We start from the raw sequence: 16,257 nt of genomic DNA on the forward strand, positions 1-16,257 counted from the left end.
GGGGTGATCCATACTCTCAGCGGTCAGATGGCCGCCGCGGCGTCGAGCAGGGTGCGGGCGCTCCGCTGCAGGCCCTCCTCGCGGGAGAAGGCCCCGTCCTCATGCTCGATCGAGACGTTCATGTCCGGGTCGATCTCGGCCACGGCTCGCAGGAACTCCGTCCACCACGCGGTGTCGTGGCCCTGCCCGACGGCCACGAAGCGCCAGGCCGGGTCAGCGGGCCACTGCGAGCAGTAGTGGTCGGAACCGGTGTTCGTCCGCTTGGCCGGCTCCTCCGGCACCGGGCCGAAGTTCGGGTCGAGGACGCCACGAGCCGCGACCCCGGGCTCGATCCGGGTGTCCTTGGCGTGCACGTGGGCGATGTGGTCCCCCAGCAGCTTGATCGACGCAACGATGTCCATCCCCTGCCACATCAGGTGCGAGGGGTCCATGTTGACCGCGATGTTGCTGGTCCCGGTGCGCTCGACGAACTCCAAGAAGCCGACCGGGGTGAAGACGAGGTTGTGCGGGTGCAGCTCCCAGGCCAGCGTGACCCCGGCGTCGGCGGCCCGCTTGTCCATCTCCTTCCAGAAGGGGTCGGCGACGCTCTTCTGGTACTCGAGCACCTCGAGGTAGACGCCGTCCCAGGGATTCACGACCCAGGACGGATAGGCTGCCCCGGGGTCGGAGCCCGGAACCCCGGACATGCAGACGATCTCCTTCACCCCCAGCAGCGGGGCGAGTTCGATGGCGCGACGCAGGTCGTACGCATGCCGGGGGCCCTGGTCGGGCAGCGGGGACAGCGCATTGCCCGAGCTGTTCAGTCCGGCCAGGCGAAGACCCTTGTCGGCGAAGATGCCCAGGTAGTCGTCCCGCGCCGACTGCGAGACGAGCAGGGTGTCGACCGGGCAGTGGGGTGAGGGGATGAAGCCGCCGACGTTGACCTCGGCACCGGTCAGGCCGGTCCCTTTGATCACATCGAGGGCTTCGGGCAGGGCGCGGTCCTGGAGGCAGGCGGTGTAGGCGGCGAGATTGAGCGACATGATGGGTTCCTTTGAGGTTGTCAGGTCAGAAGTCGATGGCGACGGTCGCGCCGTCCGCGGAGGCACAGCGGGCGATGGCGTCCTGGATGCGGATCGCGCGGTAGCCGTGCGCGAAGGTCGGGACGGGGGCCAGCCCCTCGTCGACGCCCGCGACCTGGTCGAGGAAGGCACGCGCCTGGTAGACGAACTGGTCGATCTGGGTGACGCCGACGCCGCCGAAGGCCATCGACGAGCCGTCCTGGAAGTAGGGGAAGTCGGTGCCCACCAGGACCTGTCGAGGACCGCGCAGACCGGCCCGCGGGGCCGTGTCGTCGACCTGGATCTCACCGGCACGGTTCATGTCGAAGCGGACCTTCCCGCCGGTGCCGAGCACGTCGAAGGCGAGGTTGTTGGGGCAGCCGAAGGCGACCCGGGAGACCGAGATCGTCCCGACGGCGCCGCTGGCGAAACGCAGACTGAACAGGGCGATGTCGTCGTTCTCGACCACCTCGGTGGCCTCGGCGGCCGTGGTGGCCCCACGGCCGCCCGAGATCCCCTCCATGGCCGGGGGTCGATGCGTGATGATGGTCGCCATCTGGGCTCCGGACACCGACACCAGCGGGCCGCAGATGAACTCGGCCAGGTCCGTGATGTGTGAGCCGACGTCGCCCAGCGCGCCGGAACCCATCGGGCCCTTGTAGCGCCAGGCGATCGGGACGGCGGGATCCGCGCCGTAGTCGCACCAGTAGGTGCCGTTGAACTGGGTGAGCGTGCCGAGATCACCCTCCTGGACCATCCGGGCGATCTGGGCGATGCCTGGCTGGCGGCGGTAGCCGAAGCCGATGCCGGTCACGACATCGACGGCGGCCTCGAGCTCGGCCATCGCCCTGGCGTCCTCCAGGGTGTCGGAGAGCGGCTTCTCGCAGAGCACGTGCTTGGCGGCGGCCGTCAGGGCCTCCGCGATCTCCCGGTGGAGCCGGTTGGCGACGACGATCGACACGACGTCGATGTCGTCGGCCTCGGCGATCCGGCGCCAGTCGGTCTCGGCCCGCTCGTAGCCATAGCTCTTCGCGGCGTCCTCGGCGAAGGGGCGTACGCGTCGCAGATGGCGGTGAGCCGGACGGGCGGGAGGGCGTCGGGGGCGTAGATGGTCCCGGCCTGGCGCCAGGCGTTGGCGTGGGTGCGGCCGGCCATTCCCGCACCGATGACGGCGACGGAGAGGGGAGCAGACATGTGTCCTCCAGTGGGTCTTCATTGACACTGCGCGTGGTGTTGACGCGCGTTAACGCTGATGTGTCCACTATCAACCCGGATCAGACAACCTGTCAATTCCAGATTTGACCTGTCATGAAGGTCACGTTGAGGACCGCACCGACAGCCGGGGTGCGATGACGCATTCCTGCCCGGGACGCGTCGGATCGGCCTGGCGGGCCACCAACAGGTCGAGTGCCGCTTCCCCCAGCAGCGCGGGATGCTGGTCCACCGAGGTCAGCGAGAACTCCGCCCGGCCGGCGAGATAGGTGTCGTCGAAGCCACAGACACCGACGTCGCGGCCGACCGCCACGCCCGCGGCGCGCAGCGCGGCCACCGCATCCATGGCCATCAGGTCGTTGTGGGCGGTGATCGCCCAGGGCACGTCGGGGGGATCCTCGGCGAGGAGGCGCCGGACGACCTCGCCGGCGTCATCCTCGGCCTCCAGGATGCGCGTGCTCAGCCCATGGGCAGCCATCGCTCGCACCTGCTCACGCCGACGCACCGACACCGACGGGTCGGCCTCCTGACCACGCGGTGACAGATGGATGATCTCGCGGTAGCCGCGAGCAAGCAGGTGGTCGACCAAGAGCTCCGCGGCGGCGGCCTCGTCGACATGGACGGCATCGACGCCCGGCGACAGCGCCTCACTGCCGACAGTGACCACCGGGAGCAGCTCCGCATATGCGCTGAGGGTGGCGGCCGGGGCGAAGGGGGAGACCAGCACCGCGCCGGCAGCTCGGAGCTCCTGGAAGCGGCCGACCACGGAACGCTCGAGCGCGTCGTCGTTCGAGGCGGTGGCGACCAGCGGCAGCAGTGCGTGCCCCCGAGCAGCCTCCTGGATCGCCTCGACGACGGCCTCGAAGAAGGGGTTGCGCAGGTTCGGCAACACCACCCCGACGATCGGCGAGCGGGCGGACGCCAGCGACGCGGCCCCGAGGTTGCGGGTGTAACCCAGCTCCTCGGCGGCCGCGACGATCCGTCGACGCGTCTGGGGGGCCACCCGGGTGGACCCGGAGAGCGCCAGCGAGACGAGGCCACGGGAGACTCCGGCCCGGCGCGCCACGTCGCTCTGGGTGGGGTCGTTCACCTTGGGTCTCCTGGTGTGTCAGGCGGCGAATTCCTCGCGCAGGCTGGCGAGCATCCGACGGTTGATGTCGTCGGCCCGCTCGTGCCAGCCGAAGACGCACACCGACAGTACGCCGTCGAAGCCGACCTCCTTCAGCGTGGCGAACACGCGGTCGAAGGGCACCTCGCCCAGGCCCATCTCGTTGTGCTGGTGGACCCGCGCGTCGACACCCGGTGGGTTGATGATGTAGCGGTTGCCGTCGTTGGCTCGATGGTTGAACGCGTCGGCCACGTGCACCTCGCGCAGCTTCTTGGCACTCGAGCGGATCATCCGCTCCACGTCACCCTCCCCGTCGGAGAGGTGGAAGGCGTGCGGGCAGCAGAACTCGTAGCCGATCCAGTCCAGGTTGGTCCCGCGGACCACCCCGTACGCGTCGTCATGGAGTTCGACGAAGTCGTACGGGTGGGCCTCCATGTTGAGCCGGATGCCGTACCGCTCGAAGTCGGGGGTGAGCTCCTCGATGGAGCGGTACCACTGCTGCTCGCACTCGCGGGGGGTGTTCGGGTTGCCCGAGAACTCGGAGGTGATCTCACGAACGTCCAACTGATCCGCCAGCACCAGCAGCCGGCGCCAGTTGCGGACCTGGGCCGTACGCTCCCGCTCGTCGACGCTGGACCAGTCGAAGACCGGGTTGAGCGTCCGCACCTTCACGCCCGTCTCCTGGGAGGCCTTGCGCAGGTCGGCGACGAAGTCGTCGTCGGCCTTGGGGTAGCGGTGCCAGAAGTGGAACTCGGCGTTGGGCGAGAGCTCGACGTAGTCGAACCCGAGCTCGGCGGCCTTGCGCAGGGTGTCGGCGGTGGACATCGTCCGGTAGTACATGTTCGGGTCGAGTGCGATGTCGACCATGGGGTGCCTCCTGTGGTGCTGGTTGCTCGTGGAAGGTGTTCGGCGCTCAGGATTGGACGTACGGGGATCGCTCGGCCGCGAGCACGCCGGTGACCGAGCGCAGGAAGTCCGCTGCCTGCTCGACGGTGGCAGGCCCGCCGGTGGTGGCCGTGACCAGGCCGGTCTGCCCGGCGGCGACGGCGATCTCCTGCCAGGGCGCCGAGGACTCCTCGGGCCCGTCGATCCAGAACGGCTTGCCGGCCTCCACGGCAGCCTGGGCCACCTCCGGGAGCAGCGCCGCGGGGACGCAGATGGACACGGCATCCACGTCCGGGTCGTCCAGCACCTCCCGATACTCGGGCGTGGAGCGTCGGAAGCCCAGTTTGACGACCGCCTCCAGGCGGGTGGCGAGGTGCGTGTCGCTGGCGGCGACGAGTCGCGGACGCGGTTCCGGGTCGGCGAGGCCCGCTGCGGCCTCCTGGTAGGCCTGCACGTGCAGACGTCCCCTCATCCCGAGACCGATCACACCCACACCGATGTTCGTGTTCATTGCTCTCAAGCCCTCCTCGGCTGTCCGGCCACCTCGATGTGGGCCTCGCACCACCAGAGTCGCATATGTCCTGTCAAAAGCCAAGTCTTATCAGGACATTTGTGACAGAGCTTGCATCCGGAGACGCACGAGGAGCCCCGCCGTGTTCGGCGGGACTCCTCGGCGCGTACAAGAGGGGATCAGACCAGCTCGGGAACCGTGTCACCCGGCTTGGTGTAGAGCTCCTCGAGGTGTTCCTCGAGCTCCTCCAGGGACCGGCCGGAGGTCTCGGGCATGAACCGCCACAGGGCGATGGCCACGATGACGTTCACGACGCCGTACAAGGAGTAGGTGAGACCGCCACCGAGATGGCTCATCATCGCCGGGAAGGTGAAGGTGATGATGGCATTGACGACCCACAGGCAGAACACGGCGGCACCGTTCGCGATGCCACGGACCCGGGCGGGGAACATTTCCCCGAGCATGGTCCAGACGACCGGCCCGTTGGACGACTGGACGACCAGCATGAAGAAGCCCATCGCCGCCAGGACCAGCATCGGGGCGTACACCGGCGGCTTGGTGCCGGCGGCCATGTAGGGCTGGATCAGCCCGGTGAACAGACCGGCGATGGCGAACATGCTGACGGCGACGAGGACGATGCAGGTGATCAGGATCTGGCGCCGGCGGAACTTGAAGACGAGCCACAGGCCGAGCGCGGAGCCGAGCACCGACATCACGCCGTTCGCGACCTGAGCGGTGATCGCCGCGGAGGTGCCGAGGCCGGCGTACTCAAGGACCTTGGGCGCGTAGTACATCACGGTGTTGACGCCGGTGGTCTGGTTGCAGACGGCCAGCAGGATGCCGACCAGGAAGAGGCGACGGATCCACGGGGTCTGCCAGATGTCGCGGAAGGTGCCCTTGGGCAGGGACTCCTCGCGGCGCTCCTTCTCGACCATCTCGTTGAGCTCGTCGACGACGTCACCGTCACGGTGGTCCCGCACCCGCTTGAGGGCGCCGATCGCGTCGTAGTAGCGCCGCTGCACCATGTACCAGCGGGAGGACTCCGGCATGGCCCGCATGCCGAGCCACAGGGCCACGGCCGGGATGCTGCAGAGGACGAGCATGAGGCGCCAGGCGTTGCCGTTGCCGCCGGCGATGGTCAGGTGGTTGACGTGGGCCGTCCACGCGGTCGGGTCGAGGGGCCCACCGAGGGCGCTCTGCAGACCGGCGACGTTGTCCCAGGACTGGGTGCCGGTCCTCAGCAGGCCACTGGGATCGGCGGCGACGGTGAGCTGCGGACCGCCGTAGACCTGGTTGATGACGGCGTTGAAGCTGAACGCGAGCAACTGACCGACGACGATCATCAACTGGTCGATGGCGACGATGGTGCCACGGATCCGCTTGGGGGCGGTCTCCGACAGGTAGACCGGGACGGTGGCCGAGGCGCCGCCGACCGCGAAGCCGAGGATGAAGCGGAAGGGGTACATCACCCAGAGGGTCGGGGCGAACGCCGTGCCGAGTGCGCCGACGAGGAAGACCACGGCGAGCATCAGGATGTTGTGGCGACGCCCATAGCGGTCGGACAGCCGGCCGCCAAGGAGGGCACCCAGCGCCGCACCGATCAGCAGCGTGCCGCCGATCAGGCCCTCCTCCAGGGCCCCCAGGTGCAGGCCGTGGGCGGCGTTGGGCATGTACATGTACGGCAGGGCACCGGAGATCACGCCGGTGTCGTAGCCGAAGAGCAGCGACCCGAGGGTGGCCACGGCAGCGATGGCGCCGATCGAGCGATGCTTGCCGGACGCGGGTGTCCGCTCGGTGAGCCCGCGGAGTTCGTCGCGGGTGACGTCGAGGCTGATCGCCTCATCGGTGGATGTGCTGTGCACGGTGGACTCCTTTGTCGGATTGCACTTCGTCTGCTTGCACGGGATCAGAGGTCGTAGGTGGTGGTGCCGTCGACGCGGGGCACATCGTGCCACCGGCCGTCGGCGGCGGAGGCGACGGCGGCCTCGTCGACCTCGGCGGCGGCCCAGCCGTCGGCCGCCGAGGGAGCGAGTTGCCGGCCGGTGGCGTAGGAGCGGAGGAACTGGGCCGCCTCGACGCACTTCATGTCGTCGAAGCCCATCGAGGTGCCGGCGCCGGGCTGGAAGCGGTGGAACTCGGGGAAGTCCGGGCCCGCCATCACCCGGGTGTAGCCCTGGAACTCCCGGTCACGGCCGAGGCAGACCTCGAGGTCGTTGAGGTGCTCGAAGTTCCAGCGCAGCGAGCCCTCGGTGCCGTACACCTCGATGATGTATTCGGCGCGCGGGCCGACGCTGACCCGGGAGGCCTCGAGGGTGCCGACCACGCCGTTCTCCAGGCGGACGAGCAGGGCGACCCAGTCCTCGTTCTCCACCGTCCCCTTCTCGTCCGAGACCTCCCAGCCGCTGTGCCCGACGCCCACCTTGGTCGGGATGGGCCGCTGGGGGATGAAGGTCTGCGAGACCGCCGAGACCGAGGCGATCCGCCCGACCAGGTACTGGACGAGGTCGGCGCCGTGGCTCATCAGATCGCTGATCACCCCGGATCCGCCGCGGTCGCGCTCGTAGCGCCAGGTCAGCGGGCCCTGTGGGGAGGAGGCGTAGTCTGCGATCAGCCAGGCGCGGACGTTGGTGATCCGCCCGATCCGGCCGGAGCGGATCAGCGCACGGGCCTGCTCGATCGCGGGGGTGTGGCGGTAGTTGAAGCCGACGGCGCTCACCAGACCGGCCTGCTGGGCAGCCAGGGCGATCTCGCGTGACTGGGCGGCGGAGACACCCATCGGCTTCTCGATCCAGAACGACTTGCCCGCCTCCACGGCGGCGAGCGCCATCTCGTGGTGCAGGAAGTTGGGCGCGCAGATCGAGACCACGTCGACCTCCGGATCGGCCAACACCTCGCGGTAGTCGGGGGTCGCCCGCTGGAACCCCAGGGACTCGACGGCGGCCATCCTGGTCTCCGGTACCGTGTCGCAGGCGGACACCAGGCGGGGTCGTACCTCGAGATCGGAGAAGTGTTCGGCGATGCCGCGGTAGGCCCGGGCATGCACCCGTCCCATCCAGCCGAGGCTGATCACCCCGACACCGACCCGGGTCCTGCCGGTGCTGTTCACGTCTGACACGTCGCGCCCTCCTTGGCGGCCAGGGCCACCGCGGTGTGACCTCATGTCAAAAGAATGTCATATGTACTGTCAAAAGTTAAGTCTTCTCAGGACATTTCAAGGACGATGTGGGTGTGCAAAACGTCACACCCGCCCAGCCATGAGGGCTGAGCGGGTGTTTTGTCCTAGCAAAGAGGCAGTGCTCACGACTCCCGTTCGAAGGAGGTCGTCGCGGCGTGCGTCGTCTGGCCGGGCCAGCGCTCGGTGACGGCCTTGGCGCGGGTGCAGAAGCGCACCCCCTCCGGCCCGTGGATGTGCGTGTCACCCAGCAGCGAGTTCTTCCAGCCGCCGAATGAGTAGTACGCCACCGGGGTCGGGATCGGGACGTTGATGCCGACCATGCCGGCCTCCACCTCGAGCTTGAAACGGCGGGCGGTGGCTCCGTCATTGGTGAAGATCGCCGCACCGTTGCCGAACGGCTGCGCATTGACCAGCGTGATGGCCTCCTCGTACGTCGCCGCCTCGCCGATCGTCAGCACCGGGCCGAAGATCTCCTCGGTGTAGACGGGCGCGTCGAGCGGCACCTTGCTGATCACCGTGGGGGCCAGGAAGTGGCCGCCCTCGAAGCCGTCGACACAACTCCCCCTGCCGTCCAGGACGATCGTGGCGCCGCGGCGCTCCGCGTCGTCGATCAGCCCGGTGATCCGCTCCTTGGCGGCCGCGGAGATGACCGGACCGAGGTCCGTCTTCTCCTCGAAGCCGGAACCCACCACGTACGTTCCGGCGTGGGCACGGACCCGCTCGGCCAGGTCGTCGGCGATCCCACCGACGGCGATAACGGCCGGCAGCGCCATGCAGCGCTCACCGGCGGCACCGAAGGCCGCGGCGGCGATGTGCTGGGCCGCGTGGTCGAGGTCGGCATCGGGCATCACGATCGCGTGGTTGTTCGCCCCGCCGAGCGCCTGTACCCGCTTGCCGTGGCGCATCGCCGTCTCCTGGACGATCTTCGCGACCGGGGTGGACCCGACGAAGGACACCGCGTCGACCTGCGGGTGCTCCAGCAGGGCGGTGACCACGTCCTTGTCCCCCGCGACGACGTTGAAGACGCCGTCGGGCAGGCCGGCCTCCTGGTAGAGCCGGGCGACGATCATCGACGCCGTCGGGGCCGGGGTGGCCGGCTTGAGGACGAAGGCGTTGCCGGTCGCGATGGCGATCGGGTGCATCCACATCGGCACCATCACCGGGAAGTTGAACGGGCCGATGCCCGCCACCACGCCCACCGGCTGGCGCAGCGTGTGCACGTCGACACCGGTCGAGACGTCGAAGGAGATCTCGCCCTTCAGCGCGGCGGCGATGTTGCAGGCGAAGTCGAGGGTCTCCCGGCCGCGCTGGATCTCGCCGATGGCGTCCGAGAACGTCTTGCCGTGTTCGTTGACGATGGCCGTGGCCAGCTCGTCCTGGTGGTCGAGGACCAGCTGGCGCATCCGGAACATGATGTCCATCCGCTTGGCCAGCGAGACCGTACGCCAGGTGAGCTGGGCCCGGTGGGCGACGCGGACGGCATGGTCGACGTCGGCCACGGAGGCCTCGAGCAGTTCGGCCTCGATCTGGCCGGTCGCGGGGTTCTCGACCGGGATCCGGCGGACGGGTTCACCGTGGTACGGGCCACCGTCGATCCACTGTTCGATCGTCTTCATATCTCTACTCCTTCGGATGGGGGGTGTTCAGTTCAGGTAGGCCCGCTGCGGCTGCTTGTCGCGCAGGTAGTCCTGGTAGGCCCGCTGGGTGGACTCCAGCCGCGACACCTGGGAGACGGCGACGTCCCACCAGGACGACGACGGCGGGTTCGGCCCGTAGAGGTCGGTCTCGATGTGGATCATCACGGCGCGGTCACCGGCGACCGCCTCGCAGTAGGCGTCACGGAACTCCGCGATCGAGTGCACCCGCAGCACCTTCAGACCCCAGGACTCGGCGTTGGCCGCGATGTCGACCGGGAGGATCTCGCCGTCCTGGTTGTGCGGACGCCCACCCCCGGCGCGGTAGCGGGTGCCGAAGCGCTGCGACCCACGCGACTCGGACAGGGCGCCGATCGAGGCGAAGCCGTGGTTCTGCAGCAGCACGAAGATGACCTTGAGGCCCTCCTGGACGATGGTCGCCAGCTCCATCGGCAGCATCTGGTAGGTGCCGTCACCGACGATCGCCACCACCTCGGAGTCCGGCAGCGCCATCTTGACGCCCATCGCCGCGGGGATCTCATAGCCCATGCAGGAGAAGGCGTACTCCACGTGGTACTGCACCGGCGTACGGGCCTGCCAGAGCGCCTGCAGGTCGCCGGGCATCGAGCCGGCGGCGTTGATCACCACGTCGTTGTCGCCCATCAGCTCGTTCAGGGCACCGAAGACCTCGGTCTGGGCCGGCAGCGGCCCGTGGTCGCGGTGGTAGCACTCCTGCGTGGTGGCGGCCCAGGCCTCCTTCTCGGCGGCGATCTCCGCGGCGTACGACTCCTCGACGTGGTGGCCCTCGAGAGCGGCGGTGAGCGCCACCAGCGCCTCACGGGCGTCGGCGACGACCATCTCGCCGGAGTTCTTCGCGGCGTCGAAGGCCAGCACGTTGATGTTGACGAAGCGGACGTCGGGGTTCTTGAACTGCGTGTGCGAGGCGGTGGTGAAGTCGGAGTAGCGGGTGCCGACACCGATGACCAGGTCGGCGGCATCGGCGAGGTGGTTGCCGGAGTCACCGCCGGTCGAGCCCACGCCACCCACAGCGCTGGGGTGGTCGAAGTTGATCGCTCCCTTGCCGGCCTGGGTGTCCCCCACCGGGATCCCGGTGGCGGCGGCGAAGGCGCGCAGCTGCTCGGCGGCCTCGGAGTAGATCACCCCGCCGCCGGCGATCACCAGCGGGCGACGGGCGGCCTTGATCAGCGCGACGGCCCGCGCCAGGGCGGCGGGCTCGGGCACCGGCCGGCGCACGTGCCACACCCGGCGATCGAACATCTTCACCGGGAAGTCGTACGCCTCGGCCTGGACGTCCTGCGGCAGGGCGATCACCGCGGCGCCCGTGTCCGCCGGGTCGGTCAGCACCCGCATCGCGTTCAGCAGCGACGGCAAGAGCTGCTCGGGACGGTTGATCCGGTCGTAGAAGCGGGCCACCGGCCGGAAGCAGTCGTTGACCGAGATGTCGAGGGTGGTCGGGTCCTCCAGTTGCTGCAGCACCGGGTCGGGGTGCCGGGTGGCGAACTGGTCGGACGGGAAGAGCAGCACGGGCACCCGGTTGGTCGTCGCCAGCGCGGCGCCGGTGACCATGTTGAGCGAACCGGGGCCGATGGAGGCGGTGCACATCATCGCCTTCATCCGGTTGGACGCCTTGGCGTACGCCGCCGCCGCGTTCACCATGCCCTGCTCGTTGCGGGGCATGTAGTACGGCATGGCGCCGCCGTCCGGCTCCGGGTCGACCTCGTTCTGCAGCAGCGCCTGGCCGATGCCCGCGACGTTGCCGTGGCCGAAGATGCCGAACGCCCCGGTGATGAACCGCTCCTCGACGCCGTCACGCTCGGCGTACTGGTTCACCAGGAACCGGATGATCGCCTGGCCGACGGTGAGTCGTACGGTCTGGTTGATGTCGTCCATGCTGGTCACTCCTGCGGGTTCAGTGGGGTCATCGGCAGCCGGGGGTCGACCTCCCCGGTCTCCCATTCCTGGCGCAGCCAGGTGTAGTGGGGGTCGTCGGTCATCAGCCAGGTCGAGTCCTCGGCCGGCCCGGCCATCACGTTGAGGTAGTAGAGGTCGTAGCCGGGGGCCGCGACCGAGGGGCCGTGGTAGCCGTACGGCATGATCACGACATCGCGGCTGTGCACCTCGGCACAGACGTCGATCGGCTTGCCCGGCGACGGGTAGATCCGCTGCAGAGCCATCCCGGTGGTGCCGTTGGCGGCGGGGCGGACCTCGTAGTAGTAGATCTCCTCGAGGATCCGCTCGACCTCGGTGTGCTCGTCATGCTTGTGCGGCGGGTACGAGGACCAGTTGCCGCCCGGGGTGAGCACCTCGCAGGCGAGCAGGTGGGAGGTCTGCACGGTGTTGCCGAGGGCGTAGTTGTTCACCTGGCGCGAGCAGTCGCCGGTGCCGCGCAGGGTCGTGACCACCTCACCGACCGGGCAGTAGCGCATCGGCAGGTCGGCGGTGGCCTTCGAGGCCGGCAGGGCGAAGCGCCCGCCGTCCGCGCTGGAGACGACGAAGGTGGTGTGCCGCGGGACGTAGAGGTAGTCGGTGACGGCGGTCCACACCTCGGGGCGGCCGGTGAGGTCGTACGCCTCGCCGGCCACCTCGACACGGCAGCCGCCGGACAGAGGCAGCACCAGCAACTCTGCCTCGCCGGAGGTGACCTCCTGGCGGCCGCCGGCCGGCAAGGCGAGGACGCGCAGGGAGCACCACTCCCAGCCGGCCCGCTCAACGGTGAGGTCGGTCTCGTACGCGTCGTGGCCGGTCTGCCCGGCGCGGATCACGTAACGGTCGTTGTCGCTGACAGGCATGTCGTTCACAGGAGGGCCACCGCTCGGTCGACCGCGCCGCCGACGTCGCCGTCGGGCGGGAACAACAGGGATCGTCCGATCACCAGGCCGCGGACGTTCGGCAGGGTCAGGGCGGTCGCCCACCCGGAGAGGGCCGCTTCCGGATCGTCGGGGACCTCGCCGCCGAGGATCAGCGACGGGAGGGTGGTGGCCTCCATCACCCGCTCCATCTCGTCCACGCAGGGCAGCTTGAGCCAGGTGTAGGCGGAGGTCCGCCCCAGGGCCGAGGCGATGGCCATCGACCGGATGACCGCGTCGGGGGTGAGGTCGTTGACGATGCGCCCGTCGGTGCGGGCGGAGATGAAGGGCTCCACCATGGCGGTCAGCCCGCGGTCGGCCAGGTCGTCGACGGCCAGCGCCGAGGAGGTCAGGGTTGAGGCGGTGCCGGCGTCGTCATAGTTGATCCGCAGCAGCATCTTGCCGCCGTCGAGTCCGGCGTCCTCGATGCCGCGGGCGTCGTAGCAGTTGAACCGGTCGTCCATCTCGAACGACGAGCCCTGCAGGCCGACCCGGTTCATCGTGCCCCAGACCATCTTGTGGTCCAGCACCCCGAGCAGGGCGAGGTCCTCGATGATGTCGGCCGAGCCGAGGAAGCCGTTCACGCCGGGGCGGGTCAGGGCTTCCACGCAGCGGGCCAGCACCTCCTCGCGGGAGGCCATCGCCATCGGGTCCGAGCCGGCGCCCAGGGCGCCGCGGGCCGGGTGGTCGCAGGCGATGACCATCAGCTTCGCGTCGCCCTGCGGCAGGGTGCCGCGGGGACGTTCGGCCAAGGCGCGCCGGACGGCGGCGGGTTCGTGGAAGCGGACCTCGGTGAGTTTTTCGATCAATGTCATGAGAGCACCTCGACCTCGGGGGCGGACTGGGGATTGGCGGCCATCAGGTCGAGGACCTCCTGCTCGGTGGCCATGGCGGTGGAGCACTCCAGGCGCGACGCGACGATCGCGCCGGCGGTGGAGGCGAAGGAGACGGCACGGGCGAGGTCCCAGCCCTGCAACAGGGCATGGCAGAGTGCGCCGCCGAAGGAATCGCCGGCCCCCAGCCCGTTGCAGACCTCGACCGGGGTGACCGGCACGACGACGCGCTCGTCGCGGGTCTTCGCCAGGGTGCCGAGCGGGCCCTGCTTGACGATGGCGACCTGTACGCCGCGCTCGAGCAGCGCGTCGGCCGCCCGGTCCGGCTCGGTCTCACCGACCGCGATCCGGCACTCCTCCTTGTTGCCCACTGCGATGTCGGCGTACGCCAGGACGCGGTCCACCTCCGCATGGGCGAGTTCCTCGCTCTGCCAGAACATCGGGCGGTAGTCCAGGTCGAGGATGGTGAGCGGTGTGCGCCCGCGCAACTCGATGGCCCGGTGGTGGGCGCTGCGGGTCGGCTCGATCGACAGGCCGGTCACCGAGAGCCAGAAGATCTTCGCGTCGCGGACGGTGTCGGGGACGTCCTCGGGCCGCAACTGCAGGTCGGGGGCCGTGGGCTCACGGTAGAAGTACAGCGGGAAGTCGTCCGGCGGGAAGATCTCGCAGAACGTCACCGGCGTCTTGAAATCCGGGTTCGTGACGACGTAGCGCGGATCGACGCCGAGCCGGGCCATCTCCAGGCGGACGAACCGCCCGAAGGGGTCATCCCCGACCCCGGTGATCACCGCCGCGGAGTGGCCCATCCGGGCCGCCGCGACAGCGACGTTGGTCGGCGACCCACCGAGGAACTTCCCGAAGGTGGCCACCTCCTCCAGTCCGACGCCGATCTGCATCGGGTAGATGTCCACACCACTACGACCGATGGTGAGGACATCAGGGACTGATGACGTTGACGTGTCCACTGCTGCCTGCCTCTCCTTTGGGGACTGCCCCCAGTCTGCCCGACTTGACGAACAAGGTCAACACTTTGTCCATACAAAGCCCACCTCTTGTCATAAGTCGCTACAGTGGGCACTACCAATACTCGTGACGGCCGTACGGACAAGGATGACCATGAGCGACTACTACGAGCCCACTATCGTCATCGATCGCGACTCCGACGAGCCGCTCTACAAGCAGATCGCCGAGCCGATCGAGCAGGCGATCGTGTCAGGTGAGCTCCCCTCCGGGGCACGCATCGAGGACGAGATCTCGATGGCGCAGCGCCTCGACGTGTCGCGGCCCACCGCTCGCCGGGCGATGCAGGAACTCGTGAACCGCGGCCTGCTCACCCGCCGCCGTGGCGTGGGGACGACGGTCACCCCACCGCAGGTGCACCGCCCGATCGAACTGACCTCGCTCTACGACGACCTGGCCCGCGAAGGGTTCACGCCGAGCACCAAGGTGCTCTCGTACGAGGTGCACGAGGCCGACGAGGACGAGGCCGACCTGCTCGCCATCGAGGCCGGCCGAGGCGTGGTCCGGATCGTCCGCCTGCGCTCGGCTGACAATCGACCGCTGGCGGTACTGACGAACCTCATCCCGATCGAACTGGCCCCCTCCTGGACCGACCTCAACGAGCACGGCCTCTACAAGTGCTTCAACGACGCCGGCATCCACATCGCCACCGCCAAGCAGGTGATCGGGGCCCGCGCAGCCACCGCGGAGGAGGGCGAACTCCTGTCGGAGGAGGTCGGAGCACCATTGCTGACCATGAGCCGCAAGGCGTACGACAGCGCCGGACGCGTCGTGGAGTACGGCACCCATGTCTACCGGCCGACGCTCTACTCGTTCGATCTGACACTTGTCGCGCGCCAATAGTGTGTTTGTCCTGACATAGAATTGACATTGGCTTGACCTGTCGATTGAATCGTTCTTGGCTACACGAGGCCGGCAGTGAGGCCGGTCCGCCGGTGACGAGGAACATTCATGACCCACCTGCGTTTCGCACTGATCGGAGCAGGCCGCATCGGCCAGGTCCACGCCCGCACGATCGCCGCCCACCCCGCGGCGACCCTCACCCTGGTCTGTGACCCTGTCGTCGCGGCCGCGGAGTCCGTCGCCGGGACCTACGGCGCCCGGGCCTGCACCGACGCGGCCGACGTCTTCGCCGCCGAGGACGTCGATGCCGTGGTGATCGGCTCACCCACCCCGCTGCACGTCGAGCACATCCTCGCCGCGGTGAGCGCCGGCAAGCCGGCGCTGTGCGAGAAGCCGGTGGCGATGCAGCTGGCCGATGCCGAGGAGCTCCAGCGTCGCCTCGCCGAGCTCGACGACGTCCCGGTGATGCTCGGCTTCAACCGCCGCTTCGACCCCTCGTTCGCCAGGGCACGGGCGCTGGTCGAGGAGGGCGCCATCGGACCGCTGGAGCAGCTCACCATCATCTCGCGGGACCCGGCGGCCCCGCCGAAGGCGTACCTCGCCCAGTCCGGCGGCATCTTCAAGGACATGACGATCCACGACTTCGACACCGCCCGGTTCTTCCTGGGTGACGTCGCCGAGGTCAGCGCGACCGGCCAGCACCTCGACCCCGAGCTCGCCGACAGCGGCGACTACGACGGTGCGGTCATCGTGCTCCGCTCGGCGAGCGGTGCGGCCGCGACGATCATCAACTCCCGGCACTGCGCCACCGGCTACGACCAGCGCCTCGAGGCCTTCGGCCCGCAGGGTGCCATCCTGGCCGACAACCAGCGCCCCACCACCCTCCAGGTGTCGACCCGCGAGGCCTCCGACGCCAAGGCGCCGTACCTGGACTTCTTCCTGGAGCGCTACGCCGACGCCTACCGCGACGAGCTGACCGCCTTCATCGATGCCCTGACCCAGGGCCACCCGGTCTCCCCGACCATCGCCGACGGCGTGGAGGCCCTCCGTATCGCCGAGGCCGCCGGCGAGTCCGCCCGCACCGGCGCCACCGTCCGACTCTGAGCACCACCCCCTCAACACTCCAGTA

General features: G+C 69.1%; 14 protein-coding genes. 2 read left to right on the forward strand and 12 right to left on the reverse strand.

Annotated features, from left to right (window positions below; genetic code table 11):
• Window positions 1-23: 23 nt before the first annotated feature.
• The 12 genes from Rai3103_RS04075 to iolC all read right to left on the reverse strand — a co-directional run bounded on the left by Rai3103_RS04075 (window position 24) and on the right by iolC (window position 14,230).
• The gene (locus tag Rai3103_RS04075) at window positions 24-1,022 is read right to left on the reverse strand and encodes a sugar phosphate isomerase/epimerase family protein (protein WP_153571508.1); all 999 of its coding nucleotides are present in this window, start codon (window positions 1,020-1,022) and stop codon (window positions 24-26) included.
• Window positions 1,023-1,047: 25 nt separating this feature from the next.
• Window positions 1,048-2,256, reverse strand: coding sequence for a Gfo/Idh/MocA family protein (locus Rai3103_RS04080; protein ID WP_422396021.1), 1,209 nt, complete (start codon window positions 2,254-2,256; stop codon window positions 1,048-1,050).
• A gap of 99 nt (window positions 2,257-2,355) precedes the next feature.
• On the reverse strand, window positions 2,356-3,342 hold the full coding sequence (locus Rai3103_RS04085; RefSeq protein ID WP_153571509.1) for a LacI family DNA-binding transcriptional regulator: 987 nt from the start codon (window positions 3,340-3,342) through the stop codon (window positions 2,356-2,358).
• Between the two features lie 18 nt (window positions 3,343-3,360).
• Window positions 3,361-4,227 (reverse strand): sugar phosphate isomerase/epimerase family protein, encoded by an 867-nt coding sequence (locus Rai3103_RS04090; protein ID WP_153571510.1) that lies wholly within the window; start codon window positions 4,225-4,227, stop codon window positions 3,361-3,363.
• 46 nt (window positions 4,228-4,273) lie between these two features.
• Window positions 4,274-4,756 (reverse strand): Gfo/Idh/MocA family protein, encoded by a 483-nt coding sequence (locus Rai3103_RS04095; protein ID WP_153571511.1) that lies wholly within the window; start codon window positions 4,754-4,756, stop codon window positions 4,274-4,276.
• Between the two features lie 179 nt (window positions 4,757-4,935).
• Window positions 4,936-6,591 (reverse strand): MFS transporter, encoded by a 1,656-nt coding sequence (locus tag Rai3103_RS04100; protein ID WP_228489288.1) that lies wholly within the window; start codon window positions 6,589-6,591, stop codon window positions 4,936-4,938.
• Window positions 6,592-6,662: 71 nt separating this feature from the next.
• Window positions 6,663-7,862 (reverse strand): Gfo/Idh/MocA family protein, encoded by a 1,200-nt coding sequence (locus Rai3103_RS04105; RefSeq protein ID WP_277873014.1) that lies wholly within the window; start codon window positions 7,860-7,862, stop codon window positions 6,663-6,665.
• A gap of 191 nt (window positions 7,863-8,053) precedes the next feature.
• Window positions 8,054-9,547, reverse strand: coding sequence for a CoA-acylating methylmalonate-semialdehyde dehydrogenase (locus tag Rai3103_RS04110; RefSeq protein ID WP_153571514.1), 1,494 nt, complete (start codon window positions 9,545-9,547; stop codon window positions 8,054-8,056).
• Between the two features lie 27 nt (window positions 9,548-9,574).
• Window positions 9,575-11,476, reverse strand: coding sequence for a 3D-(3,5/4)-trihydroxycyclohexane-1,2-dione acylhydrolase (decyclizing) (gene iolD, locus Rai3103_RS04115; protein ID WP_153571515.1), 1,902 nt, complete (start codon window positions 11,474-11,476; stop codon window positions 9,575-9,577).
• A 5-nt stretch (window positions 11,477-11,481) separates the two neighbouring features.
• Window positions 11,482-12,375 (reverse strand): 5-deoxy-glucuronate isomerase, encoded by an 894-nt coding sequence (iolB, locus tag Rai3103_RS04120; protein WP_153571516.1) that lies wholly within the window; start codon window positions 12,373-12,375, stop codon window positions 11,482-11,484.
• Window positions 12,376-12,380: 5 nt separating this feature from the next.
• Window positions 12,381-13,247, reverse strand: coding sequence for a Cgl0159 family (beta/alpha)8-fold protein (locus Rai3103_RS04125; protein ID WP_153571517.1), 867 nt, complete (start codon window positions 13,245-13,247; stop codon window positions 12,381-12,383).
• On the reverse strand, window positions 13,244-14,230 hold the full coding sequence (gene iolC / locus Rai3103_RS04130) for a 5-dehydro-2-deoxygluconokinase (RefSeq protein ID WP_228489149.1): 987 nt from the start codon (window positions 14,228-14,230) through the stop codon (window positions 13,244-13,246). The genes Rai3103_RS04125 and iolC overlap by 4 nt, the downstream gene beginning before the upstream one ends.
• A 151-nt stretch (window positions 14,231-14,381) precedes the next feature.
• On the opposite strand from iolC, the gene Rai3103_RS04135 reads away from it, so the two are divergent.
• Window positions 14,382-15,128: a GntR family transcriptional regulator gene (locus Rai3103_RS04135; RefSeq protein ID WP_153571518.1), complete on the forward strand. Its 747-nt coding sequence runs from the start codon at window positions 14,382-14,384 to the stop codon at window positions 15,126-15,128.
• A 108-nt stretch (window positions 15,129-15,236) separates the two neighbouring features.
• Window positions 15,237-16,232, forward strand: a complete 996-nt coding sequence (gene iolG, locus Rai3103_RS04140; RefSeq protein WP_153571519.1) for an inositol 2-dehydrogenase — start codon at window positions 15,237-15,239, stop codon at window positions 16,230-16,232.
• Window positions 16,233-16,257 lie beyond the last annotated feature (25 nt).

Source organism: Raineyella fluvialis (assembly GCF_009646095.1).
GTDB classification, from domain to species: domain Bacteria; phylum Actinomycetota; class Actinomycetes; order Propionibacteriales; family Propionibacteriaceae; genus Raineyella; species Raineyella fluvialis.

Excerpts from the sequence above, each read along its gene's own strand:
- Rai3103_RS04135 (WP_153571518.1), top strand. The coding sequence starts at position 14,382 with ATGAGCGACTACTACGAGCCCACTATCGTCATCGATCGCGACTCCGAC.
- Rai3103_RS04095 (WP_153571511.1), bottom strand. The coding sequence starts at position 4,756 with ATGAACACGAACATCGGTGTGGGTGTGATCGGTCTCGGGATGAGGGGA.
- iolG (WP_153571519.1), top strand. The coding sequence starts at position 15,237 with ATGACCCACCTGCGTTTCGCACTGATCGGAGCAGGCCGCATCGGCCAG.
- iolD (WP_153571515.1), bottom strand. The coding sequence starts at position 11,476 with ATGGACGACATCAACCAGACCGTACGACTCACCGTCGGCCAGGCGATC.
- Rai3103_RS04075 (WP_153571508.1), bottom strand. The coding sequence starts at position 1,022 with ATGTCGCTCAATCTCGCCGCCTACACCGCCTGCCTCCAGGACCGCGCC.
- Rai3103_RS04090 (WP_153571510.1), bottom strand. The coding sequence starts at position 4,227 with ATGGTCGACATCGCACTCGACCCGAACATGTACTACCGGACGATGTCC.
- Rai3103_RS04080 (WP_422396021.1), bottom strand. The coding sequence starts at position 2,256 with ATGAAGACCCACTGGAGGACACATGTCTGCTCCCCTCTCCGTCGCCGT.
- iolB (WP_153571516.1), bottom strand. The coding sequence starts at position 12,375 with ATGCCTGTCAGCGACAACGACCGTTACGTGATCCGCGCCGGGCAGACC.
- Rai3103_RS04125 (WP_153571517.1), bottom strand. The coding sequence starts at position 13,247 with ATGACATTGATCGAAAAACTCACCGAGGTCCGCTTCCACGAACCCGCC.
- Rai3103_RS04110 (WP_153571514.1), bottom strand. The coding sequence starts at position 9,547 with ATGAAGACGATCGAACAGTGGATCGACGGTGGCCCGTACCACGGTGAA.